Consider the following 25,844-nt stretch of genomic DNA (forward strand, 5'->3'; position numbering starts at 1 on the left):
ACAACTCACCCGCTCGATTCGTAGTACATGTGATGCGAGCCATCCACCGGGGAATATCGCTCAAACTCGGAAGTCATATCCCAACCGAAGTTCACACCTTCACGAGTCGAGTCAATCTTCGGCTGTCCCGCATGGAAGTGGGGGAACGGTGCATTCGGATCATTGGTGTGCTCGGCAATTAGGCTGGAGCCACCTTCCGTTTCGAACTGTCCGTAGATCCCATGCGCACCCGGATTTGAATCAAACCTATAGCCAGGCATCCCGCGCTGGGTCACATCGTCACCAACTGTCCATGCCGCATCCGGAACTGCATCAGATGGAATTCCTGCCCGACTGTACGCCGCCGCCTTCGCTTCGGATCGTGTCGCAAACGTTTTATTATCCGGACCACACGAATTATGGACCACGACCGGCACGCCGCCCGCCAGCACATAGTACGTGTGCAGGTCGGCGACGGTCGGCGTTCCGCAGAGGTCGCGGAGGAGACGGCGGTGCCGCAGCGTGCTGCGGCGTCTGCGGCCCAGGCAGCGGCAGCAGCGCCGTCGAAGCCCACGGTGTAGCCCTGCGACACCATCACCAGGCGGGTCACCGGACGCCGCGGCCACAGCCGGGGCAGAGGCACTGGAGTCTGCCCTCGCTGCCCCGGCGGTCCGGGCACCGGCCGCCGGGTCTTTTCCAGGCGGGCGCACAGCGCCCTCACCGCCTGCGGCCACCACACGGCCAGCTCGGCGTCCGCCCAGGCGGCCGGGCTTGCGTGCGCGCTGCCCGCGGTGCGCGGCGGGGTGGGCAGCCGGGTGACGTCGACGACGCGGGCACCGGCCAGCTCTGCGGCGGCGGCCGCCTGCGCCAGGTCCGCGGCCTCAGCCTGGGAGCGCCCGCGTGAGCGTGCGGCCGACCACACCAGCGCACCCGCGTCCAGCTCCGACGGCGCCCCGTACATCCGCTCGCATGCCCGGGTGCGGGAGACCTTGCCGACCGCGGCGCTGACCTCGTCCAGCACCTGGCGCTGTGGGGAGAGCGTAGGGCGGAGGGCACGGCGGGATCGCGCGGTGCGAGCCCGCCCGCCGGGTCGGTGACGCCCGGTACCGGGAGCACCGGCGGATCGGCGGGCGCGGTCCGGTCGGCCGCCCGGCCGACCGGACCGCGTCCCGGGCCCCGTTGTAGGCCTCAACCTCGGGGCAGTCGGCGGCGTAGGCGTTCAGGAAGGCTTGGTGGTCGGCGACGAGCCGGCGCCAGGCGTCGGCGAGCGTGTCGGAGTCCCCGGCGAGCGCGGCATCGGCGCGGGCCTGCTGAAGCCACTGCTCGACCTGCTCGTCGTCGCCGGGTTAGTGCCGGGCGGCGTTGCGGGCGTAGCCGAGCCAGGTCCGCGGCTCACGGTCGGCCATGTCTCGGTTAAGGAGGTCGCGGCGGTGCGCGACGAACGCGGCCGTGCGCCACAGCGCGTCGGAGGCGGTCGGCAGGATGGTGTCGCACTTCTTGCAGACCCGGTCGAACACCTCCAGCAGCGGGTAGGTGGCGGACTTGGAGTGCCGGCAGGCGCCGTTGTAGCGGCGCAGGTCGGACGGCGGGACGTGGAACTTCGCGTTGCCGCGGCCGCCGGTCAGGGCGATCCGGACCTCGGCAAGGGAAGGCAGCACGATGTTCAGGCTCTTCCAGCCGCGCGGGGAGATCTCGGGGAGGGACCTGGCCATGGCGTCAGCTCCCGTTCTGAGGGGTCAGGCGATCCAGTCCCTGCGGATCTCGGCGGCCAGGTCGCGCACGCCGAGCCCGTCACGGACCCGGGAGGCGAGGGCGACGGCCTCCTTGGCCTCGACGGTGACCGTCAGGCCCGATGCGGTCAGGTACGCCGCGGCGACGGCCGCGCCGAACAGCTCGTTGCGCGACTCCAGCGCCGGAACCCGCACGAGGAGGTGAAGGAGCGCGGCGGCCCGGTGGTGCGCCTCCGGGTACACGGGAGTTCCCATGACCTCGTCGGCGTGCCGGGCGACGGCGGCCGCGAGGGCTCCCCAGTCGGTGACGTCCGGGTCGGCCCGGAGGTACTGCTGCGCGGCGTCGAGGAGCCAGGCGCGGTCGACGTGCAGGATCACGCGGCGGCACCGCCGGCACCGGTCGTGCCGAACGCCTCGTCGAAGGCCGGCCCCCACGCGGTGACGAATCCGCCCACGGCCGAGACGAACCGGCGCCGGGCGACATCGTGCTCGAGGACCCGTCCGGCCAGTTCCGGCACCGTGACGCCGGTCCGCTCGGCCTCCTCAACGAGGGCGTCGTACGCCGCGTCGTCAACCGGTACCTGAATCTCTCTGGCCATATCGGCAGACTAGCAGCGGCCCAGCCCCGCCCGGGGGGCTTCGGAAGATGCCCCTCGGGGACAAACAGTCCGCGAGATCCTCGGCCAGCGCCAGCCCACCGGTTGGAGCGGCGTGGCACAGCGAACACAGCCGAACCCCCGTCTGCTCGGCGGCGTCCAGCGCCCGGTCCAGCGGCAGCACCGGCGCCCCTGCCGAAGCCTTTCGCAGCGGACGCGGCGTGCACGACACTGTCCTGGCCGGGACCTCGGCCACCGGCGTTCGCCAGCACCCAACCGGACGGCGACGAGGTCCCAGCACCTCCTGGACGGGCAGGGGCTGCTCCAGGTCCTCGGTGAGCACGGCGCCGTACAGACACCGTCCACGGGCCTGATGGGGGTCGGAGGACGGACCCAGACCCGGCATTCAGCAGGTCCCGCCGAGTCCCCAAGGCCGTCTCGGTATGCCGGCAGCCAACCGCCCACCTCCAGCCGTCAGCGCCTGGCGCCGGGACGACCGGCGTCAGGCGGGACCGCCCATCACGGGTAGGGGTTGTTCATCCAGGTGGAGGTCTCGCAGCGGCTGCCGTTGCAGATACGCACCTTGAGGCCGTGCAGGTTTTCGCCGTTGGTACGACCGTAGTAGCCATGCCAGGGCGCGTACCCTCCGTGGCAGCCCTTGGTGTTCTTGTGCTTCGTGCCGTGGGACGTGTAGGGGCTGCCGTGGTGATCCTGCAGGCCGAACATCTGCAACGTGGGGCCCTTGGCATCACACGCGGTGTCCTTCAGGGACATGCTGACGTAGGCCGTGGTCCTGCTGAGGAACTTGACTGTTGCACTACCGCAGGCCCCGGTGAAGCAAAGGTCCCTGCGGGCCGACGCTGCCGCGTGGATGGACGAGGGTGTTGCGGTCTGCGCGACGGTGGCCTGCTGTGCCGGCTGGATGGGCGCGGCCTGGGCGGCCATGGGCGAGATACCGAGAGCCAGCCCTGCCATGAACACGGTTCCGGCGGCCATCGAGATCGTCTTTGTCAGTGTCAACTCTTTCTCCCTTTCCGAGCGCGATGGGGCGCTTGGCGTCAAGCACCGCTGCCTTGACCAGACCACGCCGGGGCTCCGCTCATCCCCGCGCATGCGGTGCGATGACCCAGCCACGGTTTCGCACTCAGCCCGCGCAATCCATACAGCAAAGGGTGGGTCCTCAGCTGCAACCAGCGCGGTAGGGCAGCGTTTGTACCGCACGGGTAACGGGCGCCTCCTACCCGTGCGGTACGGCCGGCCGGAACACGAAGCCATCTACATCGTCGACGGCACCCTGGTGCCCACCCGCGACCGCGGCATCGCCGCGTCCAGCAAGAACTATCGGTACTCGACCAACCTGCAGGCAGCCGCAACGACTGTCGGGCGTCCACCGAGTCCGGCGTCGACCGCGCCTGCCGCGGCACCCCGACCATCGCCGACGGCGCCAGCACCCGCATCATCTCCGCCGGTGACAACCGCAGCGCCGGCGCCCGCCTCGGCGGCTTCCACAAGAGCCAGCGCGTCCTGGGCGGCGACGGCTACTACGTCCGCATCAAGTAACGACCTTGGGAGCGATTGGCCTGGGAAGGCTGGTCGCCTGGCTCGGTGGACGGGTGCGCATGAGATCTTTCTTTTCATGAGTACACCACCAGGCGGACTGCCTATCTACCGAGTCTTGACCGGCCCGGACGACGCCGCGTTCTGCCATCGTGTGAGCGAAGCGATAGCTCTTGGCTACGAACTGCACGAAGGCCCTGCGGTCACTTTCAACGGTGAGAGAGTCATCGTCGCCCAAGCGGTGGTATGGCCAGCACAGCCGTAGGACTTGTGGTCACGGTCTGCCCGTGACACGAGAAGGACCGTACGGGTTAGACGAGTTGTGACGCTTGCCTGGGCCGTGCGGCCTGGTCCCATCCTGCCCTGTCCGGAGTCTCCCGTGCACACTTCGGCGAGTTGCTCGAAGAACTTGCTCCGCGTTGGGAGGCTGCGCATGAGTCGGCGCTGCGCCAGCGGCGCGGCCAGGACCGGCGTCGGGCGGCAGGTGCCGGACCGAAGCGGCGGCTGGTCTTCGTGGACCGGCTGCTGGTTACGCTGGTGCACCTGCGGCTCGGTTTGCCGCATGCGGCCCTCGCCGAGCTGTACGTGGTGGACCGCTCCCCCATCTGAACGCGGTCCGCGAGGTCCGGCCGCTGTTGACGGCCCGCGGCTTCGCCGTCCCCGACCGCCCCGGCATCCGGTTGCGCACGCTGGAAGACCTGTTCGCCTACGCCGACGCCGAGGGCGTCGAGCTGCGGATCGACGGCACCGAGGTCCAGGTCCGCCGTCCGAAAGCCGGCCGTCCGGGCCGCAAGGCCTTCGTGTCCGGCAAGAAGAAGCAGAACACGATCAAGACCACGACCTTCAGCGACGGCCAGGGCCGCACCCTGTTCAGCGGTGTGGTCCGGCCCGGCCGCATGCACGACCAGACCGCCGTGCGCAGCGGGGGCATCGCCGAACAGTTCCGCCAGTACCCCGATGTCAAGGCCAAGGGCGACGAGGGCTATCGCGGGCTGGCCAACGAGTTTCCTGACCAGGTCGACGCCCCACCCAAGAAGCCCAAGGACGACGCCCCACTGGGCGAGCACCACGCCTGGCGCGAGCGACGTCGCCAGCAGTCCTCGGCACGGATCCATGTCGAGCACAACAACGCCGAGTACAAACAGTGGCGGCCCCTGCAGCGGTTCACCGGCCGCCGCGAGACCTACACGGAGACTCACCTCGCCATCGCCGGACTGGTCTCCGACCGCTCCGCCCGCAGGCCCACGCGACGCAAGCCCGGCACCGAACTCGTGCTCACCCGACAGGCGGCCGCCTGCTGATCACCCCCAGCCGACCCGTCACGAGCATGCCCGACCTCAATCGTTCCCAAGGTCGTTACGGGGGCTACCGTGCACACTGTCTCGCTGTCAGGCTGCACTGTCGGGCACGAGGCTTCATTGGGGTGGGAACGTGCACCGTGACAAAAGCTCTTCGAGACAGTCAGTCTGTTCGGAGGGAAACGCCGTGGGGGGCCGCCGCTGCGCTCGCTGCAGCAAGTCCATCAAGGCTGGTCAAGCCGTAACCATGGTCAGAAGCGGCCTCATGATCTATCACCTGGTCTGCTGGCACATCTCGCAGGCGCGAGCCGGCAACACCGCGGCGAACCGCGAGGCGGCCAAGACCGAGCGGGAGACCGCCATGGCGCAGCGCGAGCAGCTGGCGGACGCGGCCGCCGAGGCTTCCACGCGCGGCTACAAACCGAAGGCGTGGCGGCTGGGGAAGTCACCGGGAGATTACGGCCAGCGTTCGTGCTGAGGCTGCTGCCGGGCTCTATCGGAGGGCCCGGCAGCCTCAGCAATGACGGGGCTCCCCGTCGACGCGGATGGTCTCGCGGGCGATGGGAGCGCGGCCTTCGCAGCGAGAGTTCCAGGAGCTGGACGGTCTGGGCGAAGGCGCGGCGGGCGCGGCGGGCGCGGCGGGCTGAGGTGAGGAGGGTGGTGTCGGGGGTGAGGCCAAGGGCGGTCATCATCTGCTGCCGGCCGGGGTGGAAGGTCTGCCAGGTGGTGAGCTGGCAGTGGTGCCAGGGAGCCGATCTTCACGCTGGCAAGCTGGGTGTCGCGGGTGAGAGCGGCAGCTGTGCGGGGCTCAGGTCGTCGCGTACGCGCAGGTAGCGGACCGGGTGGCGGTAGCGGCCATCGTCCACCGCGGTGTCCCCGGCGAACTCGACCACGATGTCAGGCACGACCGGCCGGTGGTCGATCGTCTCGCGGGTGCCCCAGCCGGCGGAGAAGCGGCGGTGCTGCCAGGGATGCTCCGTGCCGCCCGGGGACAGCAGGCCGCCGACCTCACGCCGTGCCGTGGCGGACAGGGGTGCCGTCCGCGCGATGAACCGCAGGCGGCCCGCCTCGTCGTAGCGGCCCAGCAGCAGCGTCGACGGCGCGGCCACCGGGCCCGTCACGGAAGCAATGACCGCTTCCGCGCTGGCTCGTGGCCAGCCCGCCCGGCAGGGCCCGCTCGGACGGGAGCTCGGAGTGGGCCTGGGCGAGCATCGGCTGGAGGGGAGGAGACAGCACAGTCCCAGGTGTATGCCGGACGGGCGCCGGTCGCATCCGAGGGCTGCTGTAAGTGCCACCAGCGATGATGACGGTATGACGATCACCATGCGCAGCTACGGCTTCACCTGGACCGACCCGGACGGCACTGCCCGCCTCCGCTGTCGGCTACGACGAGGTCTCCGCCGACCGGCGGCGGGACGAACTGGAGAAGGCCGGGGCCACCGACATCGAGAGAGTCGAGGTGAACCCTGGTAAGCTGCCCACCCCGCGGCGCTGAGCCCCGCGACGCGGCACGCGGTCAGGGCAGGTCGTGCTCAACGCGGCCGGGCGGGATGTCTCGCCGCGGTGTGCGAGCGGTGCGGCAGTCACAGGCCGCGCCGCCAGCCCCGCGGACGCGCATGGCACGTCTCGATCTACCGGATCAGGCGCGGCCGCGAGGGCGGAGCCTACAGGTTGATCACCACCCGGTCCGTGCCTCAAGCGGCAGTCGCTGGCCCCCGGCCCGCCCGGCGCCCGCTCAACCGGCCGGACCGGCCACTCACGATCCGAGTGGCGGGCAGTGCACGACGGCGTGGCTCAGGCCGGGCGACTCGAGATAGGCGCGGGCTGCGCTGGCGTTGCGGATTTGCGCCTCCATGGCGTCGGCGCTCCAGGCGTCGCGTCGGGCCTGACCGTAGTCCCAGCTGTCCATCATGCTGAGGGTCATGTTGTTCGCGGCCCGCGACATCTCGGCCTTCATGGCGAAGTTCTGGAGCGCGCTCTGCGCTGCCTGGACTTCCAGGCGGGCGGCCAGGATGCCGGGCGTGTCGGGTACCCGGGTGGGCATCGGTGCCTGTGGCAGGCGGGATGTGTGGGTGTCGCGGCGGGTGATGTTGTCGGTGCCCGCCCGTTCGAGGTCGCGCGCCATGAACAGCAGCTCCCGGTGTTGCCAGCGGAGCTCGTCGAGGTCGGCCTCGCTGATGCGTATCTGCTGGTAGAGCGCCCGGAATTGGTCGTGGTGGTGCAGGGGGCTCATGGAGACCGAGCCGAGTTGGAGGCAGTCGTTGTAGCCCGCCTGCACCGCGATCTGCGTGCTGACGAGGGCCAGCCGCGGGATGTTGTTCCGCAGGCCGATGGTGGCGTAGGCGGAGTAGATGACCGCGATGATCCACCTCGCATCCGGTCCGAGGCGCCCGGCGCCCTCGGCGATCGGGGCGAGCTCTTCAATCACCGCTCCGGGTCGCGCGGGCGGGCCGCTGGACACCCGTGTGAGCGAATGCTCCACGAGCAGGTCGTGGAGACGGGAGGCCAGCGAGTGGACGGTGTCGTTCACGGGGCTCCTCGGGTCGTACCGGGCCGGTCCCGGTTGTTCTGGATCGACGCAGCGCGGATCGGGCGGTTCGGGGTTCCGGTGGGCGCGGGCGATCGTTGTGACGCGCGCGGCGCGGTGGCCGGTTCCGAGCGTGGCACCCGCGACTCGGCGGAGCGGTGGCGGTGTTCGTCGACGTACCCCTCGGTGAACAGCCGGCCGAGCATGCCTGCGCAGGTCCTCGCTGCTCGCAACCCGATACGCCCCCTGGGAGCGGGAGTTGTCGGTGGGTGCTGGCAGGGTGCGTGCATGACGCAGTAGAACTCCGCGGCCCTGCAGGCTGCTTGCGCCGAGTAGCCGAGGGGAATTTCACCCCTCGGCCCTCGCAGAACCGTGCGTAACAGTCTCCCGTTACACGGCTCTTATCGTCCTGATCACCAGGCCCCGAGATTCGGCCCACCCTCCGGCTGGCCGGCTGAACCGCCGCCGCACCCTCGCACGGCGCCCCCGGACCGGGAGGGCGCCGTCGTCGTTCCCGCCCGGGACCGAGCAGCACACCGGTAGCACCAGCTACACCGGATCGCTCTGCAACAGCAGAACAAACCGGCGCCACCCGCTGCACCACCCCGGGGCCGGCCTCCACCCCTTGCTCCACCCCGTCTCCCGGTCCATCTTCACCGTCAGCCGCGCAGGAACCGGCAAGCGCCCCGACCTGCGGCGCGTACTGCAACTGCTCCACGACCCAGCCGCAACCCCCGGCGCCAAGCAACTCGCATGAGCGGTCCTTTGCCCCGAGTGCCGACACCGCATCGGGTACGCGCGCTGCCCGACGCTCGTCCAGGGACTCCAGCCCCGGCTCGACGCCCGCCCCAAGCACGACATCCCGCGCGAGGAGGTGTTCTCCGAGAAGATCAGCACCCCCGTCCGGGTCCGCCCCCGGTTCGAGGCCCCGCTCGCCCTTGCCCTCCAGATCAAGGCCCACGCCCCGCACTGCCGGGTCATCTTCACCGTGTACGAGATGTACGACCCCAGCGGGCGCGGCCGCCTGCTGTTCGCGTTCTTCGCCGCGATGCGACTGATGTTGAACAGTTCGGCGAGGGTCTGAATGTCCTCGCGTCTACGGCTTCCTTCTGTGCCTTCAGGTCGTCGAGCGCCAGCAGCAGCGGGTCCGTCTGGAGCTCCTGGCCTGCGGCCTCCAGGCTGAGGGCGTCGTTCTTGCGCTGCTCTTCCGCCTGCTCGCAGGCATCGGCGTAGCAGTCCTCGGGAGTGACGGTGCCAGGTTCGGGCATGGGGTGGCGCAGGGCAGCCAGTTCATCAAGCGGATTTACTGGGCGGGAGCGGCTGGACGAACGCAGGGGCCTGAACGGGATCGTGTGGAAGTTCCGGACCGGGACGGCCTGGCGGTGGGCGGGACGTTCGACCGGATGCTGCAGGCCGCACAGGCGAAGGCGGACGCGGCGGGAGACATCGAGTGACTGGTGTCGGTCGATTCCACGATCGTCCGCGCTCATCAGCATGCGGCCGGAGCCCTAAGAGGGGCTCCGCGACCCGGCCCTCGGCCGGTCCAGAGGTGGCTTGACCACCGACCCCTGCATTCCGATGCCCACCGGCCCGGTTCCGCGAGCGGCGGCACCGGGCCGGTCGCCGTCGGGCCGCGCCGACCTGCTGCGATGTCCCCCACCTGCCCTTGTCGTGGTGGAGAAGGGCTACCTAGGTTCGTAGGTATGTTCGCTTATGACCCTACCCCGTCCGCCCAACCGGTCGAGTTCTCCGTCGACCTCACCGCCCACGAGATGCTCCGGCGCGCCCATGTCATGGACGCGGTCGGCCCCACGTGGGACCCCGTCACGGCGCTGCGGGACGAGGACGCGGCGCGGGATTTGCTCTACTCGGACCTCGACGAGGAGCAGCAGCGCATCTACGACGAGCTGGTGGCCGCAGGCGTCCTGCCCGAGCGCGGAGACGGCCGTGCTACCGCTTGATCCGCAGGCGGACATCGGCCGGCGCGCCTGGGTGACCTGTCCCAACTGCTCGGACCACCAGGGCTGCGCCACCTGCGGGGAACGCCGCAGGTGCGCGCGGCACTGGCGCTATCTGCTGTCGAACACCGGCAGCACGTTCCACCGCCAGTGTCCGACCTGCACCCCCGTCTGGGATCATGAGACGGGCTTCGGCGCGAGCCGGGGCCGCCCGAACCGGGCGGCAAAGGACCACTGACGTCTGTGCCGGGGGCGGCCGGGATCAGGCCGCGCGGCTGAAGAGGGGCAGGTAGCCGAGGGACTGCCCGGAGGCGTTGGGGTGGTACGACTCGGTGAGGTCCAGCACCTCGATGCTGCGCAGCCACGGCCCCGCGGAACAGATCTCGTGCCCCTCGAAGGCGCTCCGGGCGTCCGCGAACGAGAATCCGTGGCCGGTGGCATGCCGGGCGATCACGCCGTCGAGGTGGTCGATGGCCGCGTTGAGCGCCGCCCGCTCCTTGTCCTCCAGCCCCCGCGCGCAGGCGCCGTGGAGCTGGTAGAAGTGCGGGTAGCCGAGCACCACGACACGGGCGGACGGCGCCTTGGCCCTGATCGCCGAGTAGAGCCGGTCCAGGTTCCCGGACAGCGTCTTGTCGACGTAGGCGCGTGCGGTGTCGATGGCGTCGAGGCACGCGGTGGTGCCGGGCAGCGCGCAGATCCCCATCACCTTGGCCCAGCTGGCGTCACTGCCGCCGACGGTGACGCTGACCAAATCGGTACGGCCGCTCAGCGCCCCGAGCTGCTTCGTCAGCACATCCCCGGTTCTGGCGCCGTTGCAGGCGGCGAAGGCGAAGGACGAGGCGTGCGCCGCGGCCCACAGGGCGGGGTAGGCCCGGCTGCTGCGCAGACAGCTCGCGCCCTCTGGCAGGTAGTTCCCGGTGCCGACACCGGCCGAGTAGGAGTCCCCGAGTGCCACGTAGTCCAGGGCCGCCCGGTTCGGTGCCGCGGGGGCGCTGGCCGGACCGGCCAGGGTGCAGGCGCCCGCGAGGAGCACGGCGGCGGCCCAGGACTGGATGCGGAACGGTCTCATGCCCCCGTTTATCGCGCACCCGTCGCACCCCCGCCTCGTCACGGTCCGCGACCTTGACAATCCAATCCGTCGATGCCACCGAGGCCGGAACTCGGGAGGGAAGTGCATCGGGCGTGGTGCCGTCGGCCCGCCGACCGCCCGGAATTCACCCGAAGGGACGTCACCCGTACGGCGGAGCGAAACGAAAGAGGCAAGGAGTGCGTACTCCTTGCCACTCTCAACTTATAGCGGGTGGGGGGCCTTGCGGCAAGGCCCCTCCCATGCCGCACAATCTCCGCTCCGGACAGCGAAAGGCAGGTGGGACGCCTGCCGTGGGTGAGGGAATTTCATGATCGACGTGATCATCGCGGGCGGCGGACCGACCGGTCTGATGCTGGCCGCCGAGCTGCGGCTGCACGGCATCCGCACCGTCGTGCTGGAGAAGGAGGTGGAGCCCACCCGGATCGTCCGGGCGCTCGGGCTGCACGCGCGCAGCATCGAGGTGATGGACCAGCGCGGTCTGCTGGAACGCTTCCTCGCCCAGGGCAAGCAGTATCCGCTCGGCGGCTTCTTCGCGGGCATCCGCAAGCCGGCGCCGACGGGACTGGACACCGCGCACCCGTACGTCCTCGGCATCCCGCAGCCCATCACCGAGCGCCTGCTGGCCGAGCGCGCCACGGAACTGGGCGTCGAGTTCCGCCGGGGCTGCGAGCTGGTCGCCCTGAGCCAGGACGAGGACGCGGTGACCGCCGAACTGGCGGACGGCACCCTGCTGCGCTCGCGCTACCTCGTCGGCTGCGACGGCGGCCGCAGTACGGTGCGCAAGCTCCTCGGCATCGCCTTCCCCGGCGAGCCCTCCCGCGTCGACACGCTGCTCGGCGAGGCACGGGTGACCGCCTCGCCACAGGAGGTGGAGGCCGTGGTGGCCGAGATCCGCAAGACCCAGCTGCGGTTCGGCCTCGGACCGCTCGAGGACGGTGCGTACCGCTTCGTCGTACCGGCCGACGGCGTGGCCGAGGACCGCACGGCCCCGCCGACCCTGGACGAGGTGCGACAGCGGCTGCGGGTCGTCGCCGGCACCGACTTCGGCATCCACGCGCCGCGCTGGCTCTCCCGCTTCGGCGACGGCACCCGGCAGGCCGAGCGCTACCGGGCCGGCCGCGTCCTGCTGGCCGGCGACGCCGCCCACGTCCACCCGCCGATGGGCGGACAGGGACTCAACCTCGGCGTCCAGGACGCCTTCAACCTCGGCTGGAAACTGGCCGCCGAGCTCGCCGGCTGGGCGCCCGAGGGGCTGCTCGACACCTACGAGCGCGAGCGCCACCCCGTCGCCGCCGACGTGCTCGACAACACCCGTGCCCAGATGGAGCTGATCTCCCTCGAACCCGGAGCCCAAGCGGTGCGCCGGCTGCTGACGGAACTGATGGACATCGAGGAGGTGAACCGCCGCCTGACCGAGAAGATCATCGCGATCGGCATCCGCTACGACTTCGGCGACGGCCACGAACTCCTCGGGCGCCGTCTCCGGGACCTGCCCCTGAAGCAGGGGCGCCTGTACGAGCTGCTGCACCAGGGCCGCGGCCTGCTGCTCGACCGGACCGGTCGGCTGTCGGTGGCCGGCTGGGCGGACCGGATCGACCACGTCGTGGACGGCAGCGACGAACTGGACGTCCCCGCCGTGCTCCTGCGGCCCGACGGCCATGTGGGCTGGGTGGGCGAGGACCCGTCCGACCTCGCCGAACGACTGCCGACGTGGTTCGGCGCCCCCGCCTCAGCCGGCTAGTACTCCAGCCGGACTTCTGTATCTCTGCTGGTCAACGGCCTGGTGGTGGGGAGTGTAGCGGGGGTTCAGCATGCGTGGGGCGGTCTTGAGCCGGCTGTCCCACCAACGGGTGCCCGCGCTGGATGTAATGACAGTGCGGCGAGCAGTCCGTTGTCGTGATCCACGATGTACCGACGAATGCCTGGGACCTGGAACTCGAAGAACTCTTCCTGAAGACCGGAGCCCGTTTCTGCCGCGTGGAGGTCCGGCGGCGGATGCGGGACTACGTCCGCGGACTGCTCGGCCCGGTAGGCCGCAAGAACAGCTGGCAGCTCGCCGAGTACGCCGGTCACGCCACCCCGTACAGCACCTGCTCTCCCACAGCCGCCGGGACGCCGACGGCTTGCGCGACGACTTGCAAGCCTACGTGGCCGAACAACTCGGCGCACCAGGCGGACCGCAATCGCCCCTTTCAAGGCCTCAACTGGAGTCCCTCAGCGACTGGTTGGGGCCTCTTCTGGGTGACGTCCCGCCCTTCTGTCCCCCGTGAGAGCTACAAGCGAGTGTCCACTGCGCGGTGACGATTCCCCAACATCGAATCCGTAGTGTTCGAATCACCGCGGAACGCCGGGCCGCGGACCGGAGAAGGAACCGGAGTCGGAACCGGCAAAGGGAGTGCACGTCATGAAAGCCTGGAAGGTAGTCCTGCAGGTAGTCGTCGTCTTCGCGGTCTACGCGGTGTGCGGCGGTCTCACCAACGGGGTGAAGGACAGCCCCTGGCTCTCGCTCCTGGTGGGCGCCCTCACCGTGGCCGTGATGACCTTCGTCTACCGGTGGGCCGTGCGGCGCACCGAGAACCGCGAGGTGAGCGAACTGCGGGGGAAGGAAGCGACGAGCGCGACCTTCTGGGGCCTGGTCTTCGGCACGCTGATGTTCCTCTGCGTCATCGGCAACATTTACTTCCTCGGTGACTACAAGGTCCACGGCATCGACTCGGTGAGCGGGGCCATCGGGCTGATCGGCTTCATGGCGGCCGCCGCCTCGACGGAGGAGATCATCTTCCGCGGACTGCTGTTCCGGCTGCTGGAACGCGGCACGGGCACGTACATCGCCCTGGTACTGTCCGGCCTCGTGTTCGGCGCCATGCACCTTCTCAACGACGACGCCACCGTCGCCGGCGCCCTGGCCATCGCCATCGAGGCCGGCGCCATGCTCGCCGCCGGTTACGCCGCCACCCGCAACCTGTGGCTGCCGATGGGCGTGCACTTCGCCTGGAACTTCATGGAGTCCGGCGTCTTCAGCACCCAGGTCTCGGGCAACGGCGACACCCACGGTCTGCTGGACGCCACCCTGTCGGGCAACCATCTGATCACGGGCGGCGAGTTCGGTCCCGAGGCGAGCATCTACTCGGTGGTCTTCGGCACGCTGCTGACGGTCTGCTTCCTGGTCGTGGCCCACCGCCGCGGCAACATCGTCCCCCGGCGCCGCGCCGAGCGCGTCAACACCCTCGCGGCGCTCGCCCGATGACGGAACAGCGATCCGCCGGTTCGCCGGAGCACTGGACGGACGGAGCCGGACACCGCGAGAGCGGTGCCGGGCACCGGCCGACCGGGCTCCGGCTCCGGCCGTTGGTGAACCGGGCCCGCCTGGACGGCATCCGACACCGTCTGGACAGCACCCGCAAGCGGCTCGGTGGAGTCTGGTACCGACTGGACGTCGTCGTCCGGGACCTTCCCTTCGGGCTCCTCCTCCTGATCGGTTCCTTCCTCCCGGCGCTCCGCAGCAACGGAACGGTCATCGGGGGTGTCCCCGACCGCCCGCACGACGCGGTGGCCGTCGTGGTGATCCTCCTCCAGACCCTGCCCCTGGCGGTGCGCCGGCGGTGGCCGGCCCTCTCCCTGGCCCTGGTGTCCGGAGGGTTCGCCGTCGACCAGCTCCTCGGATACCACACCTTCGCGGCCACCGCGATGGGCGTCGTGCTGGTGAGCACCGGCTCGCACCTGGAACGGCACCGCCGGAGCTTCGTGGCCGGCCTCACCGTGGCGTACGTGGCGCTGTCGGTGGGCCTCTCCCACCTCGGCACGGGCGAGACCGCCACGGAGTTCACGACCTTCTACATGGCGCTGGGCCTGGCCTGGGGCGCCGGAAGCTGGCTGCGCACCACCCGGCAGGCGGAGGCCGAACGTCGCAAGCGGGTCGCGGTGGAGACACGGAACGCCGAACGCACCCGGATAGCGAGGGAGTTGCACGACGTCGTGACCCACCACGTGACGGCGATGGTGGTGCAGGCGGAGGCTGCCCGCTATCTGACCGCCGCGCCCGAGCGGCTGGAGCAGTCCCTGAGCGCCGTCTCCGACACCGGGCGCCGGGCGATCACCGATCTGCGGCACCTGCTGGACCTGCTCAACCCCGATCACGGCACCGGGGACGGCGGCGACGCCGCGGCCGAGCCGAGGACACCGGCCGTCGGCCGCGTCCTGACCCTCGTGGAGCAGACCCGCCGGGCGGGCCAGCCGGTGGAGTTCACCGAGGAGGGCGCCCCGCCGGAGACCACCGGCAGTTCCGACCTCGTGGCCTACCGGGTGGTGCAGGAAGCACTCACCAACGCACTCAAGTACGCTCACGGCAGCCGCACTTCGGTCACCGTGCGGCACGGCGAGAGGGAGATCACCGTGGAGGTCAGCACGGACGGCACCGGCTCACGGGCCGCCGCCGTCGGTGGCGGCGGACGGGGGCTGGCCGGTCTGCGCGAGCGGGTCGACGTGCTCGGCGGGGACTTCAGCGCGGGCGCCGTCGCGGGCGGCGGCTTCGTCGTCCGGGCGCGGATACCGGCCGGGGGCCGCTCGTGAACACACCTCCGCCGTCCGGGTCCGCGCCGACCCGGGTGCTCGTCTGCGACGACCAGGCGCTGATCCGCATGGGCCTGGTCACCATCATCGACGCCCAGCCCGACATGGAGGTGGTGGGCGAGTGCGGTGACGGCCGGAAAGGAGTCGACCTCGCCCGCGAGCTCGACCCGGACGTCGTGGTCATGGACATCCGCATGCCGGTCCTCGACGGCCTCGAAGCCACCCGCCTGCTGGCGGGGGCCGGGGTCGCCCACCCCGTCAAGGTCCTCGTGGTCACCACGTTCAACCTCGACGAGTACGTCTACGAGGCGCTGCGCGCCGGAGCGAGCGGCTTCCTCCTCAAGGACGCCCCGCCCGACCACCTGCTGCACGGCATCCGCACGGTCGCCATGGGCGCGGCGCTCCTCGACCCCGAGGTCACCCGCCAGCTCGTCGGCCGGTACGCGACCCGCATCCGCCCCGCCGACAGCGCCCCCGAGGACATTCCGCTCACCCCCCGCGAGCTGGAGGTGCTGCGGCTGATCGCGGACGGCCTGTCCAACAGCGAGATCGCCGCCGCCCTCGTCATCAGCCAGGAGACGGTGAAGACGTTCGTCTCCCGCATACTCACCAAGCTGAACCTGCGCGACCGCGTCCAGGCGGTCGTCTACGCGTTCCGTCACGGCCTGGCGAGCTGAGCCCCCACGGCCCTGGACGGCCGGGGGCCAGGGTCTTTCGTCCGGATCAGGCCGGATCAGCAAACGGAGTCCGGTGCCGTGCATCGCAAGGCGGAGGAGGGCGACAGGGCGGAGCCCTGACAACCGACGACAACGCGGCGAGGCGCGGTGCCGGACCCGAGCCGTTCGGAACAACTCGTCTTGGGGTGCTGCTCAACCTTTCTCTCACCGGCTGGTGCTCGTCAGGCGGCCGTGGGCCACCGGTCAGCTGTTCAGACTGGATGCTCGATGATTCGCCGGTCATCTGGCGCCGGGCGTTCCGTGTCGTCCGGAGCCGGCGGCTCGTTAGCCGATCACGAACCGTTGGGCGCCGACCCTGTGCCTCGGGAGCTGAAGGAGCACCGGCGTGCATTCTGACCTGAGTACTGGGCGCCGTACGGCCGAGGAGATCTTCGACGTAGGAGGGAAGATCATCGATCCGGCCGTCGGGACCTTGGTGGAGCGCCTGCCCTCACCGCTGCTCGACGCCGTCCGCTACCACTACGGCTGGGCCGGCCAGAACGGCGGTCCGGTCTCTGGCCAGCCCGGGGGTGTCGGACGCAGGGGTCTGGTGCTGCCTCTGCTGTGCGCGGGTGTTGACGGGGGACCCGCCGAACGGGGCCTTGCCGCCACCGTCGTCGGCGATCTCCTGGTGAACACCTCGATCATCCACGACGACGTCCTCGACCGGGACCCGATGCGCCGCGGTAGGCCGACCCTGTGGGCGGCCTACGGCACCGAATGCGCCCTCATGGTCGGCGATGCCCTCCTGGGACCGGCCTTCTCCCTCCTGGGCTAGCAGAGCCACCCCCGTACCCACCAGGCGCTGCGGATGATGAGCGACGGCTGGAGCCGCCTGTGTGCGGGCCAAATGCGCGACACCGGCCAGGAAGGGCGGACCGAGACGTCCCTGGAGCAGGCCATCGCGGTGAACAAGGCCAAGGCCGCTGACGGTCTGCGCGGCGTGTTCTGCCTGCCCGTCCTGTTCACCGACGCTACGAGCGAGCAGGTGGAGGCCGTCGGCCGGTACGGCTTCCACTTCGGCATGGCCGCGCAGTACCACAACGACCTGACGGACGTCTGGCCGACGCTCGACAGGGGCCGAGCCTCGGGTGGCGACATCCGCCGCCGCAAGATGACGCCCATGGTCACGGGTCGCCCTCGCGTCCGGGCACCGTGACAGCGAGCGCCTCGCCGCCTTGGCAACCGGGATGAGGTGAGCGGGGCAGGGAACCGGCAGTGGCTGCACCTGTGCATTCTGCCAAGAGGTGTCGTCATCGCGCGCTCGCGACGCGATGGCGGATCACGTTGCGTGATCGTCTCTGCCCCGAACCAGCGGCCTTCGCCTGCTCGCAGCCTCTGCCGCGACGCCGGTGACAGTCAGGCTCCTGACACGTTCCGCGACAGGCGGGACACGCCGCCGTCAACCGCGAGCGCGTCCCGCTGCCGTGGGAGGCAGCCTCCACCGCCGGAATCTCCGGCAGGCACCCCACCGTTGTTCCTCCGACCGCGGCACATCACGCTGATCAGTCACGGCCGACAGCGGTCAGGATGCGGCGATCCTCGCCGCATCGAGGCCGCGGGAGGCGACGAGCTGCGCGCTGCCGTCGGCCAGGCGGTAGCGCAAGCCCACCACGGCGGCCTGCCCGGCGGCGACCTTCTCGGCGAGCACCCGGGAGCGGTCCAGCAGCAGGTCGGCGGTGTGCCTGATGTGCTCGGCGAGGATCTCCTCGGGCTCGACCTGTCCGGCGGCCCGCGCGGCCAGCACGCTGGGGGTCACCCGCTCAACGACGTCCCGAACGTACCCGGCCGGCGTCTGCCCATCCTCCAGCGCAGCGCACGCAGCGCCGACCGCACCGCACGAGTCGTGCCCGAGGATCACGACCAGCGGGCAGCCCAGCACCTCCACGCCGAACTCGATGCTGCCCAGCACCTCCGGGCCCATGACGTGGCCCGCGGTGCGCACCACGAACAGGTCACCCAGGCCACGGTCGAAGATGATCTCGGCGGCCAGCCGGGAGTCGGAACAGCCGAACAGCACGGCGAAGGGCTGCTGGGAGGGTGCGATCTCGGCGCGACGGGTGGCGTCCTGGTTCGGGTGCTCGGGGGTGCCGGAGACGAAGCGCTGGTTACCGGCCAGCAGCAGCTCGAAGGCGTCGCGGGGCGTCGGGTTCTTGATCTCGGTCATGGCCGCAGCCTACGAGCCGGCACCCGCCATCGCACAGCCTGGTCTCCTCGGCCATCGCCGGGTCGGCCGACGCTTCAGCCCAAGTCCGCCAAGAGGGCGTTCAGTTGCTTCTCCTGCTGCGTCGGCGACATCGGCGGGTTCGGGTGGTCGATGCCAAAGGTCTTGAGCATTTTGTCCATCTGGGCGTCGATGGAGGTCCAGCCGGTCTGGTCCAGCGGTTGCAGCGAAGCCTGGTCGGCATCCCACAGGTCACGCAGCGACTGGGCGGCCGCGTGGGCCCCGGTCGTGTTCCCCGAGCGTGCGTCCTAGGCCGTTCTCCAGCAGGGGGGACAGCAGCGACACGGCGACGTCGGCCGCCACGGCCACCTCGGCCTTCGCCGGGAAGGCGACCTCGACCGCCCGGTTGCCGATCGCCTGCCGCGCGGCGGAGCGCAGATCGCAGCGGGTCCCCTCTTCCGTCCGTGCGCGCGCGGCGCGCAGAATCGTCGTGATCGCCGTATCGAGGCGGTCGACTTCGCTCAGTACCGATGACTTCCCTTGGTGTCACGGCATGACCGCGGCACGGCGGTCGGAGACGGCGCGAAGAGCCCGACTCTCGGGAGCGCTACGACCAAGTCCGTGCCTTCGGCACGCCTCTGCGGGCCACCCACCCGGATCAGGTGGAACGGTGGATTCGCCGCCGGCCCGCCAGGCGGAGCTTCGGCGCTCCGACGGCGTACCGTGCGGGTCCCCGTCGGCCCCGACGCGAAACAACCGCACACAAATCGACAAGCCGACTTTTCCCACCCGAACGGCCACCGATCGAAGACCTTCGCAGGTCGTTGACTAGTCATCGTCGTCCTCGAGCATGCGGCGACGATCCTGTTCACGCTTGGAATAAGCGGCTGCCCGGATCGCCTCGTCACTCTCGAAGCCCGATCCCAGCGCGCCGCCCACCGTGGCGATCGAAGCGACGAACCATGACAGCGTCCAGTATTCCGCAGCGTGCAGCGGGGTCCGTGTCGTGGAGGCGTAGACGCGGTCGTTGAGGATGAACAGTGCCCACACCAAGTTGATGACCACCAAACCCGCGTAACAGACGAGCACCCCGATTCCCACGGTCACGATCGTGGACGCGTTGTAGAGGCCCGTTCTCTTCCTCTCCTCCGGCGAGGTGTCCGCTGATCGGTGCCACAGGTGCGCGTCCACGATCAACCAACCGATCATGAGGGCGACGGACCCGACCATGGCGATCACCAGGCGTGGCGTACTCAGCGCCTCGGACAGACTCCAGAGGGTGGAGTTCACGGTGGCAACCGCTCCCGTGGCGAGAGCGGCCGCCAGGGCTTTCGACAGACCCGGCACCAACCGCCACGGCTGGTTAGCGCGGACCATACCTCCGAGCACCCTCAGGTAACCACCCGGCCCGCTGACGACGTACCGCAGATCAGCGGTCTCCTCCTCACCGATCGGGCCCGGGTGAATCGGTGCAAGACGACTGACGAAGAGCCCTAGCGACTGGTGATGCGGAGTTTCCCCGGCCCCAGTGGCTTGCTGACTCGCCAAGCTGAGCACGGTCTCCTCCACCGCCCGCAAGGCCCTTCTGCGAAACCGCAGGCCTCCCAGCGACGGAAGGGACAGCAGCGCCCAGCCGTGTTCATGACTCAGCTCCACTAGGAGCTTGTGCCCGTGGGAGTGCAGCGGAAGGTCGGTGAGGGCCACGACAATGTCCCAATGCTCCGCTCGCCTACGGTCCATGATCCGGCGCGTCAGCGTGGTCAGGTCCTCGGTCCCTGCTGTGAAGGGCGCACTGACCACCTCGACGTCGAACCGCCGCCCCTGTCCTGATTTGCCGGCGAGCCGAGCAGGGAGTACCCCGGCCAAATGCCGCGCGATCTCCGTCGGCGCGTCCGGATCCGCCAGGAGAGCCACGACCGTAACGCCCTGCGACGACTCCCGCATGACCGGACCCTCCTCGTCGGCTGCCCCGGCGCTCACCAGTGCCCAGAATGTCCCCGATATAACACCGCTGCCCATTCGACGACGGAGGTCTCCTGTTTCGTGCACGAATTGCGCAGCCTTGAGATACTGAATCTTCACCAGTGGCTCCTGCACACACAGCGGGTGCGGTGGGCGGCACGGTGTGCTCCTGAAGAGGGCGTTACTGACTTCGGCTTGTCAGGGTGACGGTGGTTCGTCGAGGGCCAGGCCGGTGCCGGCTATGAAGCCGTCGAGGATGCCGGACCGGTACTGAAGTCGCTTGAGCCGATTGCGTACGAGTGCTTCGAGTCGGTCGAGGGCGACGACGGCGAGGTTGGCCAGGCTGCGTTTGATGTGTGCCCATACCCACTCGACCGGGTTGAGGTCCGGTGAGTAGGCGGGCAGGAGGAACACCGTCAGCCACTCACGCTCGGCGATCAGCTCGCCCATGGCGCGGGAGACGTGGGTGTTCAGGCGGTCCCACACCAGCACGAGGGGTGCCTCGACGAGCTGGTGGACGCCGTCGATCAGCGCGATGAAGTCCCGCTCGCCCATGCTGCGGCGCTGGCCTTTGCCCGCACGGTGGGTGCGCAGACGGTGGCACAGCCGGGTCCGGGAACCGGGCCGCATCGCGATCAGCCCGGCCACCGACAGACGCCCCGAGCGGCGGCCACTCACCGTCACGACCGGCGTGTGGCCGCGCCGGCCCCAGGCGCGTCCCCTGGGCGGCCGACGGGTGAACCCGGCTTCGTCCTCGAAGCAGATGTAGCCCCCGCAGGCCGCCCGGGCTCTTTTACCTCAGCCCAGGTCATCTCCTTCCACGCGGCCACGGCCTGCTCGTCGCGCTCGGCGACCCGCCGTGCGGGGACCTGCGGGCTGAAGCCGAGCCGGTGCATCAGCCGAGTGGCACCCGAGACGCTGTAGGAGATGTGGAACTTCCTGCCGATCAGCGTGGCCACCCTCGCCGCGGTCCACACCTGGTCCTCCAGCCAGCCATGGGCGGCCGGGCCCTCATCGAGGTACGTGGTGGTGTTCTTGCCGAAGTAGACCGGGTCACCCGAGACCAATTCGTAGTCGCCGGCCCGCGCCGGTGCGGCGGGAAGCTTCGAGTCGGGAGACTGGATCAGCTTCCAGGTACGGGACTTGCCCATCTCGTCGAGGGCCGCGCTGTTCAGCCGGAAGCCATTGAACAGGCCCTCCATCCCGCCGTTCTCGGCGACGATTCGGGCTGTGCTTCCGCCTGCTCCGAACGCGCCGCCGAACGCCATGCCGTAGAGGGCGGAGTCGCTTATCTCGTCAAGGCTGAGGCTCTTGCTCTCACCGGTGGCTATGGCGACGGGCTGGGTGACGGCGAGGTCGATGGCGATCGATTCGACGCCGCCGATGGCGGCAGTGGCCAGGGTGGTGCCGGCGATGGTGGCGATCTCGGTGGAGACGGTGACACCGAGAGTAGCGGACAGTTCCAGGATGGAGGCGGTGGCGGCAGCCGCGGCGCCTTCGGAGATGCCGAAGGTGAAGACGGCGAGGGCGGTGCCGGCGACGATGGTGGCGCCGACGATCTCCAGCTCGTGTTCCAGGCGCTTGACGGCCTTGTGGACGACGTCGGCGTACTGGTCGAGGGCTTTGGCCATGTCGCGGGCGCCGTCGATCATGTCAACTCCGACGGCCGCGGGCCCTCCAGTGAGGTGGCCGCGCGCCCCGAGGTTCTGCGACTGCCCGGCACCACCGAGGACTACGTATCCGGTCGCGGCGCGGCGCTGCGGGCCGCTGCGGGCGGCCAGGTACCGGCCGAGCTCGGCGCCGTCCGCGGGGGTGCGGTGGTACTCGGCCTCGTAGGCGCGTGCCGCACACCGCATCCGTACGTCTCGAGTCTCGGCCTTCGTCAGCGGGCGGCACAGCCGCTGGCTGACGTGCTCCAGGACCTGCTCGATCTCCTGGTCGCGTGGGGAGAGGTCGGCCAGGCTCGGCACGGCCGGCCCGAGTTTGGCGGCCTTCATGGCCTGCTTGCGCGAGGCCCCGGCGGCCAGTTCGCGGGCGGTGATCTCCTCGGCGTCGGGGTGCATGCCGAGCCCGAACAGGGCCCGCATCTGCGCGTCGGTCACGATCCCGGACAGCCCCAGAGCGCGGGCTCCCTGCCCGTGCCACACCCCGGGCGGCACTCTGGGCACGCTGGAGGACACCGTCAGCTCGGCGCCCGGGGCGCCGTCGCCGCGGGCGATGCTGCGCTGGTATTGATCTTGTTGGTGTTGCCGACGCGGTGGTCGCGGCGCAGGAGTTCGGTGGAGCTTTCGTCGAGGAGGACGTCCAGGCGGGTGACGCGGGGGTTGGGGTTGAGCTGGGTGGTGCCGGTGAGTCCGTTCAGGCAGGCGGACTTGATGTCGACCAGTCGGACGCGGCGGCCGGGCTTGATGTCCTCGGGCGTGGGGGCGGGGGTGAAGGGGATCTCTTCGGCGGTCACGGTCATGGGGGCAGGTCGCCTTCCGGTTGAAGGGCCGCAGCCCCCCGGGGGTGGGGGTGCGGTGGGTGGTGTGAGCGTGCGGGGTGGGGGGTTAGCCGGGCAAGTCGTGGTGTTGGCGTAGGTGGAACGGCCCCTGGGCCGGAGGACCGGGGTGTCCCGGCCCAGGGGCCTTAGCGGGTGTGGTGGGGGTGGTCAGCGGCGGCTGGAGGCGCGGGATGCGGCGAGGCCGGTCAGGTGGGTGGGCTCGGGTACGGCGGAGAAACCGCTCGGGTCGACGCTGAGATGGACGATCCAGTGGTCGGGTCCGGTGACCTTGATGACGTCGCCGACGGAGACGGAGCGGATGTCGGCGGGCCAGATCTGGCCGTTGGCGACCGTCGCGGCGAGGACCAGCCTGTGTGCTCAGGCGGGCTGACGGAGTGCGCTGACCAGTGCGCGTGGGTCGTCGGCGTGGAAGCGGATGGTGTGGGTCTCTTCCGTTGCGCCGAGCGGGCGGGTGAAGGGGAGTGGCCGGTTCAGCTCCAGGGTCACCGAGGTCTGGCTGCCCACGATCAGGTCGAGGACCCCGTCCTCGGAGAGGGTGATCAGGCGGCCCTCGGGATAGCGCCGGTCGACCCGGACCGAGGTGACCGCGTCCGGCGGTACGGCGAGATCGAAGAGGGCCCCGTAGCGGATCCGCAGAGAACCGTCGGGGCGCACGACGTGCGGTCGGGTGACGCATGCGGCGTGCAGTGCCAGTACGAGGACGACGCCGTACAGGTCGATTACCAGGATCACCCGGTGGACCACCGGCCAAGGGATGAGGAAGGCCAGACCCACCGTCTCGATCACCATCACGAAGAGCAGCCCGTACATCATCGCGGTCTGGGGTCCGGTGTACGCGGCAGCGAGGTCCCCGGGGCGCACCCCGTGGGTGCTGCGCCGGACCCACCGCCCCAGGGAGGCGAGGGCGCGCAGCTCATGGAGGATCAGACGGCGAACTGTCAGCGGCACCGCCTCCTGTACGGCGGCCCGCCGCGCCGCCCGGCGGTCTACGCCGCGGGCGCGGGCGGCGACGTACAACGAGCGCAGCACCCAGGTCTCCAGCAGCAGCACCGCGAGCACCAGCGCCTCGGCGCCCGCCAGCGCCCACTCGGGCGGCCGGACCCCGGCCACCAGACAGGCCGCCAGGGTCAGTTCCCCCGGCAGCACGGCGGCTACCGCGGCCCGCGCCGCCCGTACGCTTCTTGGCCGATCGTTCATCCCCGGCCCCTTTCCATGAACGCGTCCATGAGCCGGCCCACGACTTCCGCCTGCGCTGGGGTGTACTCGGCGAGCAGCGCCTCTTTGAATCCGGTCACGACGACCCCGTCCTCGGGGATCGCGGCGAACAGCTCCTCGGGGACGGCTGCCATCAGGTCAGCTGCCAGGGGTGGGATGCGCGGATCGTCGGTGGGGGCTTCGGCGAGCGCGTCGAGGCGCTCATACAGTTCGGCAACCGCGGGATCGCCGACCAGCGTGCCCAGCAGCGCGAGTATCTCTTGGTTACCGGTGCTGGTGGCGTCCAGCAGCGTGAGGTACTCGCGGTCCTTGGCCGCGCTCGGCGAGTCTGTTCGGGGGGCCTGTGCCAGCAGTGCGGCGAGGGCGGGTGAGACGGGACCGGTCGCGCCGGGCGGCTCTGCAAGCAGGGCGCCGAGCCGGCGGCGGCGCTCCCTGATGTCGGCTTCCTGGCGGGCCAGGTCGGCGTCGAGTTCTTGCAATATCTCGGTCAGTTCGCGTCCGGCGTCGTCGGCGAGGGCGTCTCGCACTTCATCGAGGCTGAGGCCGAGTTCGGTGAGCCGGCGCACCCGGGCGAGCAGGATGGCGTCGCGGACGCTGTAGGCCCGGTAGCCGTTGGGGCGCCGCTCCGGTTCCGGAAGCAGTCCGACATGGTGGTAGTGCCGGATCGCCCGGGTGGTGATCCCCACGAGCGCGGCGATCTCTCCGATTCGCATGCCGCCAGTAGAAACCCTGCCGTTGCGTCAAGGTCAAGCGGTGGAAGTATCGTCGGGCCAAAGGAGGAAGTGAACTCGCGGGGGTGGCGGGGTGGTCAGCGGCGGCTGGTGGCGCGGGACCCGGCGAGGTCGGTCAGGTGGGTGGGCTCGGGTACGGCGGAGAAACCGCTCGGGTCGACGCGGAGGTGGACGATCCAGTGGTCGGGTCCGGTGACCTTGATGACGTCGCCGACGGAGACGGAGCGGATGTCGGCGGGCCAGGTCTGGCCGTTGGCGTCTGGGCCCTGACGGTTGCCGACCACGAAAGCGGCGTCGGTGGCGGCCTCGTGGTCGTGGATTCGGACGCTGGCGCGGAAGACCAAGCGCAGGGGGCTGCCGTCGGGGCGGGTGGCGGCGGCGAGCGGGTGGTGGGGCTGGTAGCCGTCGAAGCTGTGGCGGGCGGTGTTCACGTAGACGGTGGCGGTGTACGCGGCCGGCGCGGGGACGGTGCCGGCGCTGTCGGGCGCGGGAACGGGGGCGGGGGTGGGGATGGGGACGGTGTCGGGGGTGGTGATGCGGGCGGTGACGGTACGGGGGCGGGTCACGGCGGTCGTCACAGGAGGTACTCCCATCAGGGGTGCTGCTGGTTGACGGGAGTGACGGTGCAGTGCCGGACGGTTAGTACTCCAGCAGCGTTTCGCTATCTGGCCTGGTCAGAGGCGTTGTCTGGAGTGTAGTCGGCTGGTGTTGTGTCAGGGGTGGTCTTGCTGACCGCCCCTCCAACGAGTGGAGTCGTCGTCGATAGTGGCAGTGGCGGGCGACGACCTGGTGTCTGCGGCGCCAGCGTGACCAGTTCAGCATGTGTGCGCGAAGCGACCGGCCTGTTCGGTGGTTGTCGGCGAGGCGAGGCGCCAGGAGCCGGCGGACTTCTGCCACGGTGAGCGGAGCCAGGGGGCCGGAAGCGTTTCTGCAGCCCCCTTTGCCGCCGCGTCGGCCGCCATGACCGCGAGGTAGGCATGGGCGAACATCGCCAGGGTGATGTGCCGGTACCAGCCGACGTAACGGCGGACCTCGTACTGGTCCAGGCCGCACTCGTTCTTCGCGGCCTGGAAGCACTCCTCGATCTGCCAGCGCATGCCCGCGACCCGAACCAGGTCGGCCACCACGGTCTCCAGTGGTGCGTAGGCGAGGAAGTAGGCGATCTCCTCGGGCCTTCTCAGGCTGCGGCGAGCCAGTGCCCACCGACGACGGACCGGGACCTCGCCCTGGTAGTCGAACTCGGCCACCG

28 protein-coding genes and 4 pseudogenes are annotated in these 25,844 nt (G+C 70.2%); 14 read left to right on the forward strand and 18 right to left on the reverse strand.

The genetic code is table 11. The annotated features are described in order from the left end of the window. Positions 1–5: 5 nt before the first annotated feature. The 6 genes from ACF061_RS28155 to ACF061_RS28180 all read right to left on the reverse strand — a co-directional run bounded on the left by ACF061_RS28155 (position 6) and on the right by ACF061_RS28180 (position 3,325). A complete protein-coding gene (locus ACF061_RS28155) occupies positions 6–260 on the reverse strand; it encodes an HNH/endonuclease VII fold putative polymorphic toxin (protein WP_392269806.1) in 255 nt (84 codons plus the stop codon). A gap of 11 nt (positions 261–271) precedes the next feature. Beyond that, positions 272–1,000 (reverse strand): hypothetical protein, encoded by a 729-nt coding sequence (locus ACF061_RS28160; RefSeq protein WP_392269775.1) that lies wholly within the window; start codon positions 998–1,000, stop codon positions 272–274. Between the two features lie 325 nt (positions 1,001–1,325). Further along, on the reverse strand, positions 1,326–1,691 hold the full coding sequence (locus tag ACF061_RS28165) for a hypothetical protein (protein WP_392269776.1): 366 nt from the start codon (positions 1,689–1,691) through the stop codon (positions 1,326–1,328). Between the two features lie 24 nt (positions 1,692–1,715). Continuing rightward, positions 1,716–2,087, reverse strand: coding sequence for a fic family toxin-antitoxin system, toxin component (locus ACF061_RS28170; RefSeq protein WP_392269777.1), 372 nt, complete (start codon positions 2,085–2,087; stop codon positions 1,716–1,718). Continuing rightward, positions 2,084–2,308: a hypothetical protein gene (locus ACF061_RS28175; RefSeq protein WP_093699430.1), complete on the reverse strand. Its 225-nt coding sequence runs from the start codon at positions 2,306–2,308 to the stop codon at positions 2,084–2,086. The genes ACF061_RS28170 and ACF061_RS28175 overlap by 4 nt, the downstream gene beginning before the upstream one ends. A gap of 516 nt (positions 2,309–2,824) precedes the next feature. Continuing rightward, entirely contained in the window at positions 2,825–3,325 is a 501-nt protein-coding gene (locus ACF061_RS28180; protein WP_392269778.1) for a hypothetical protein, read from the reverse strand. A 247-nt stretch (positions 3,326–3,572) separates the two neighbouring features. On the opposite strand from ACF061_RS28180, the pseudogene ACF061_RS28185 reads away from it, so the two are divergent. From ACF061_RS28185 to ACF061_RS28205, 5 genes and pseudogenes are all read left to right on the forward strand, one after another. Continuing rightward, positions 3,573–3,748: pseudogene (locus ACF061_RS28185) on the forward strand (IS5/IS1182 family transposase); the annotation flags it as partial. A gap of 193 nt (positions 3,749–3,941) precedes the next feature. After that, positions 3,942–4,127, forward strand: coding sequence for a DUF1737 domain-containing protein (locus ACF061_RS28190; protein WP_392269779.1), 186 nt, complete (start codon positions 3,942–3,944; stop codon positions 4,125–4,127). Positions 4,128–4,258: 131 nt separating this feature from the next. Next, positions 4,259–4,471: a transposase family protein gene (locus ACF061_RS28195; RefSeq protein ID WP_392269780.1), complete on the forward strand. Its 213-nt coding sequence runs from the start codon at positions 4,259–4,261 to the stop codon at positions 4,469–4,471. Between the two features lie 26 nt (positions 4,472–4,497). After that, positions 4,498–5,163, forward strand: coding sequence for a transposase family protein (locus ACF061_RS28200; protein WP_392269781.1), 666 nt, complete (start codon positions 4,498–4,500; stop codon positions 5,161–5,163). 262 nt (positions 5,164–5,425) lie between these two features. Beyond that, positions 5,426–5,638, forward strand: a complete 213-nt coding sequence (locus tag ACF061_RS28205) for a hypothetical protein (RefSeq protein WP_392269782.1) — start codon at positions 5,426–5,428, stop codon at positions 5,636–5,638. A gap of 280 nt (positions 5,639–5,918) precedes the next feature. On the opposite strand, the gene ACF061_RS28210 is transcribed toward ACF061_RS28205, so the two are convergent. After that, positions 5,919–6,281 carry a hypothetical protein gene (locus ACF061_RS28210; protein WP_392269783.1) on the reverse strand — a complete coding sequence of 121 codons (363 nt, stop codon included), beginning with the start codon at positions 6,279–6,281 and terminating at the stop codon, positions 5,919–5,921. Positions 6,282–6,916: 635 nt separating this feature from the next. Next, positions 6,917–7,690 (reverse strand): hypothetical protein, encoded by a 774-nt coding sequence (locus ACF061_RS28215; RefSeq protein WP_392269784.1) that lies wholly within the window; start codon positions 7,688–7,690, stop codon positions 6,917–6,919. Between the two features lie 871 nt (positions 7,691–8,561). On the opposite strand from ACF061_RS28215, the gene ACF061_RS28220 reads away from it, so the two are divergent. The 3 genes from ACF061_RS28220 (at position 8,562) to ACF061_RS28230 (ending at position 9,883) form a co-directional block, all read left to right on the forward strand. Beyond that, on the forward strand, positions 8,562–8,771 hold the full coding sequence (locus ACF061_RS28220; RefSeq protein ID WP_392269785.1) for a hypothetical protein: 210 nt from the start codon (positions 8,562–8,564) through the stop codon (positions 8,769–8,771). A gap of 619 nt (positions 8,772–9,390) precedes the next feature. After that, positions 9,391–9,648 carry a DUF6400 family protein gene (locus ACF061_RS28225; RefSeq protein WP_392269786.1) on the forward strand — a complete coding sequence of 86 codons (258 nt, stop codon included), beginning with the start codon at positions 9,391–9,393 and terminating at the stop codon, positions 9,646–9,648. After that, positions 9,635–9,883 (forward strand): hypothetical protein, encoded by a 249-nt coding sequence (locus ACF061_RS28230; protein ID WP_392269787.1) that lies wholly within the window; start codon positions 9,635–9,637, stop codon positions 9,881–9,883. Before ACF061_RS28225 ends, ACF061_RS28230 begins: the two co-directional genes overlap by 14 nt. A gap of 24 nt (positions 9,884–9,907) precedes the next feature. Here the strand turns inward: ACF061_RS28230 and ACF061_RS28235 are convergent, their stop codons facing one another. Further along, positions 9,908–10,714 (reverse strand): SGNH/GDSL hydrolase family protein, encoded by an 807-nt coding sequence (locus ACF061_RS28235; RefSeq protein WP_392269788.1) that lies wholly within the window; start codon positions 10,712–10,714, stop codon positions 9,908–9,910. A gap of 328 nt (positions 10,715–11,042) precedes the next feature. On the opposite strand from ACF061_RS28235, the gene rox reads away from it, so the two are divergent. The 6 genes and pseudogenes from rox to ACF061_RS28265 all read left to right on the forward strand — a co-directional run bounded on the left by rox (position 11,043) and on the right by ACF061_RS28265 (position 17,179). Continuing rightward, positions 11,043–12,476 (forward strand): rifampin monooxygenase, encoded by a 1,434-nt coding sequence (gene rox, locus ACF061_RS28240; protein WP_392269789.1) that lies wholly within the window; start codon positions 11,043–11,045, stop codon positions 12,474–12,476. 155 nt (positions 12,477–12,631) lie between these two features. After that, positions 12,632–12,906, forward strand: a pseudogene (locus tag ACF061_RS28245) (IS701 family transposase); the annotation flags it as partial. A 233-nt stretch (positions 12,907–13,139) separates the two neighbouring features. Next, the gene (locus ACF061_RS28250; protein WP_392269790.1) at positions 13,140–13,982 is read left to right on the forward strand and encodes a CPBP family intramembrane glutamic endopeptidase; all 843 of its coding nucleotides are present in this window, start codon (positions 13,140–13,142) and stop codon (positions 13,980–13,982) included. After that, entirely contained in the window at positions 13,979–15,304 is a 1,326-nt protein-coding gene (locus tag ACF061_RS28255; protein WP_392269791.1) for a sensor histidine kinase, read from the forward strand. The genes ACF061_RS28250 and ACF061_RS28255 overlap by 4 nt, the downstream gene beginning before the upstream one ends. Further along, positions 15,301–15,981: a response regulator gene (locus tag ACF061_RS28260; protein WP_392269792.1), complete on the forward strand. Its 681-nt coding sequence runs from the start codon at positions 15,301–15,303 to the stop codon at positions 15,979–15,981. Before ACF061_RS28255 ends, ACF061_RS28260 begins: the two co-directional genes overlap by 4 nt. A 475-nt stretch (positions 15,982–16,456) precedes the next feature. Continuing rightward, a pseudogene (locus ACF061_RS28265) lies at positions 16,457–17,179 on the forward strand (polyprenyl synthetase family protein). Between the two features lie 366 nt (positions 17,180–17,545). On the opposite strand, the gene ACF061_RS28270 reads toward ACF061_RS28265, so the two are convergent. The 9 genes and pseudogenes from ACF061_RS28270 to ACF061_RS28310 form a co-directional block, all read right to left on the reverse strand. After that, the gene (locus ACF061_RS28270) at positions 17,546–18,187 is read right to left on the reverse strand and encodes a carbonic anhydrase (RefSeq protein WP_392269793.1); all 642 of its coding nucleotides are present in this window, start codon (positions 18,185–18,187) and stop codon (positions 17,546–17,548) included. An 825-nt stretch (positions 18,188–19,012) separates the two neighbouring features. Beyond that, positions 19,013–20,128, reverse strand: a complete 1,116-nt coding sequence (locus tag ACF061_RS28275; RefSeq protein ID WP_392269807.1) for a hypothetical protein — start codon at positions 20,126–20,128, stop codon at positions 19,013–19,015. Positions 20,129–20,344: 216 nt separating this feature from the next. Beyond that, positions 20,345–20,911: a transposase gene (locus ACF061_RS28280; protein WP_392269808.1), complete on the reverse strand. Its 567-nt coding sequence runs from the start codon at positions 20,909–20,911 to the stop codon at positions 20,345–20,347. Beyond that, complete coding sequence (locus tag ACF061_RS28285; RefSeq protein WP_392269794.1) at positions 20,827–22,314, reverse strand: winged helix-turn-helix domain-containing protein; 1,488 nt, start codon at positions 22,312–22,314, stop codon at positions 20,827–20,829. Before ACF061_RS28285 ends, ACF061_RS28280 begins: the two co-directional genes overlap by 85 nt. A gap of 14 nt (positions 22,315–22,328) precedes the next feature. Then, positions 22,329–22,610: a hypothetical protein gene (locus ACF061_RS28290; RefSeq protein WP_392269795.1), complete on the reverse strand. Its 282-nt coding sequence runs from the start codon at positions 22,608–22,610 to the stop codon at positions 22,329–22,331. A gap of 396 nt (positions 22,611–23,006) precedes the next feature. Further along, a complete protein-coding gene (locus ACF061_RS28295; RefSeq protein WP_392269796.1) occupies positions 23,007–23,846 on the reverse strand; it encodes a hypothetical protein in 840 nt (279 codons plus the stop codon). Further along, positions 23,843–24,577, reverse strand: coding sequence for a MerR family transcriptional regulator (locus ACF061_RS28300; RefSeq protein WP_392269797.1), 735 nt, complete (start codon positions 24,575–24,577; stop codon positions 23,843–23,845). Before ACF061_RS28300 ends, ACF061_RS28295 begins: the two co-directional genes overlap by 4 nt. A gap of 95 nt (positions 24,578–24,672) precedes the next feature. After that, positions 24,673–25,173, reverse strand: a complete 501-nt coding sequence (locus tag ACF061_RS28305) for a hypothetical protein (protein WP_392269798.1) — start codon at positions 25,171–25,173, stop codon at positions 24,673–24,675. Between the two features lie 237 nt (positions 25,174–25,410). After that, positions 25,411–25,844 (reverse strand): annotated as a pseudogene (locus ACF061_RS28310) (IS701 family transposase); the annotation flags it as partial.

Origin of the sequence: Streptomyces sp. NPDC015220, assembly GCF_043079345.1 — a bacterium.
GTDB lineage: Bacteria > Actinomycetota > Actinomycetes > Streptomycetales > Streptomycetaceae > Streptomyces.

Bases quoted from the DNA above. Each gene is read 5' to 3' on its own strand.
- ACF061_RS28155 (WP_392269806.1), bottom strand. From the start codon at position 260: ATGCCTGGCTATAGGTTTGATTCAAATCCGGGTGCGCATGGGATCTAC.
- ACF061_RS28165 (WP_392269776.1), bottom strand. From the start codon at position 1,691: ATGGCCAGGTCCCTCCCCGAGATCTCCCCGCGCGGCTGGAAGAGCCTG.
- ACF061_RS28175 (WP_093699430.1), bottom strand. From the start codon at position 2,308: ATGGCCAGAGAGATTCAGGTACCGGTTGACGACGCGGCGTACGACGCC.
- ACF061_RS28190 (WP_392269779.1), top strand. From the start codon at position 3,942: ATGAGTACACCACCAGGCGGACTGCCTATCTACCGAGTCTTGACCGGC.
- ACF061_RS28205 (WP_392269782.1), top strand. From the start codon at position 5,426: ATGATCTATCACCTGGTCTGCTGGCACATCTCGCAGGCGCGAGCCGGC.
- ACF061_RS28225 (WP_392269786.1), top strand. From the start codon at position 9,391: ATGTTCGCTTATGACCCTACCCCGTCCGCCCAACCGGTCGAGTTCTCC.
- ACF061_RS28235 (WP_392269788.1), bottom strand. From the start codon at position 10,714: ATGAGACCGTTCCGCATCCAGTCCTGGGCCGCCGCCGTGCTCCTCGCG.
- rox (WP_392269789.1), top strand. From the start codon at position 11,043: ATGATCGACGTGATCATCGCGGGCGGCGGACCGACCGGTCTGATGCTG.
- ACF061_RS28250 (WP_392269790.1), top strand. From the start codon at position 13,140: ATGAAAGCCTGGAAGGTAGTCCTGCAGGTAGTCGTCGTCTTCGCGGTC.
- ACF061_RS28255 (WP_392269791.1), top strand. From the start codon at position 13,979: ATGACGGAACAGCGATCCGCCGGTTCGCCGGAGCACTGGACGGACGGA.
- ACF061_RS28270 (WP_392269793.1), bottom strand. From the start codon at position 18,187: ATGACCGAGATCAAGAACCCGACGCCCCGCGACGCCTTCGAGCTGCTG.
- ACF061_RS28275 (WP_392269807.1), bottom strand. From the start codon at position 20,128: ATGCGGGAGTCGTCGCAGGGCGTTACGGTCGTGGCTCTCCTGGCGGAT.
- ACF061_RS28290 (WP_392269795.1), bottom strand. From the start codon at position 22,610: ATGACCGTGACCGCCGAAGAGATCCCCTTCACCCCCGCCCCCACGCCC.
- ACF061_RS28295 (WP_392269796.1), bottom strand. From the start codon at position 23,846: ATGAACGATCGGCCAAGAAGCGTACGGGCGGCGCGGGCCGCGGTAGCC.
- ACF061_RS28300 (WP_392269797.1), bottom strand. From the start codon at position 24,577: ATGCGAATCGGAGAGATCGCCGCGCTCGTGGGGATCACCACCCGGGCG.